Genomic DNA, 1206 nt, shown 5'->3' with positions numbered 1-1206 from the left:
GCTGTGGCCCTCGGTGGACTCCAGCGTGACGCAGGCGGCCCGGCCGCTGCCGGCCCGGGCGACCCGGACGATCACGGCGACGGTGCCGCCGTTGCCGAAGAACTGGTGAACGGCGTAGCCGACGGCGCTCTGGGCGCTCAATCCCCCGAAGCGGCGCTCGAACTCGGTGAAGCTGGTGACGCGGACCGGCTCGTTCAGCGGGCCGCGGCGGGTGTGGCCCACGAAGGCGGTCACCGAAGTGGTCAGGGTCGAGATGGTGCGGGTGCTGCTGGGAAGCTCTTCGACGTAGACGCCGGGATACGTCGGCTTGGCGGCGCTCACTGCACTCATCGGCATTCCCCCTCCTATCCCTGTCTCGGGCACCGGATGAAGGCAACAAGAGAGGTGAGGGAGGGACGGTGCAGCCGTGCGCGAGGACTCGGTCCCCGCCCGTCGGCGGTGGACACGCGCGCACCTCATCAGTTCCCCCGTCAGTACCCGCGCGGTTCGGCCGCGCGGGTCAAGCAGCGCGCTTGCGACTCCTGATGCTCAAGTGCTCAAGCCACCTTGCTGCGTTCGGAGTTGACCGAACAAGACGCGTTCTGGCCAGCACATAGGGAGGTTCTGTGAAGGCAAAATTCCGCGATCCGCACATCATGCCCGCGCGCCCTCGTGGACCGGCCCACACCTCCCGCACAGCAGAGGTGATCGCCGGGCCGACGGCATGCCTGGAAGACCCCGCATTTCCGGCACCGGCGTCTCATCCGCCCGGCGCGCCCCCCGGCCCCTCCCCCAGTCGTCCATCTCTCGATGGCCGGTTTCAGCGGGGCGGCGTGGACGCGCACGGAATTGACCGATGCCTTACGGGATCCACCTCCGAGTGCCCCCTTTCGACCGGGACATGCCTGACGCAAAACGCCAGACCGCGCCACCCCTTCCAGGGCGTAGAAATATCTACGAGCATGGCCAGTGCCGGACCGGCACGCGGAGCCCGAGGCCCCGCGGGTCACCGGCCCGTGTCCAGCGTGCGCCCGTGGGGGCGCGACCGACTGTGCCTGGGGTGGCCATGCAGAGCGTGATGTGGAAGCAAGCCGTCGAGTGGCTCGCCGCGGCCGCCAGGGACCCCCAGGAGTGCAAGCGGGAGTGGGACTACGGCATGGGGACGGTACTCGTGGAGGCCGGGCGGTACTGGGACGTGCTCAGCGTCCCCGACCGGCTCGGCCTGCT

The 1206-nt window shown here is 69.6% G+C and carries 1 pseudogene; it reads right to left on the bottom strand.

From position 1 onward, the window contains the following. A pseudogene (locus CCL05_RS43150) lies at positions 1 to 336 on the bottom strand (phage tail protein); the annotation flags it as partial. Between the last annotated feature and the right edge of the window lie 870 nt (positions 337 to 1206).

Source organism: Streptomyces africanus (assembly GCF_002150735.1).
Taxonomy (GTDB): Bacteria; Actinomycetota; Actinomycetes; order Streptomycetales; family Streptomycetaceae; genus Streptomyces; species Streptomyces africanus.
This window is presented reverse-complemented; position numbering and strand designations above follow the sequence as displayed.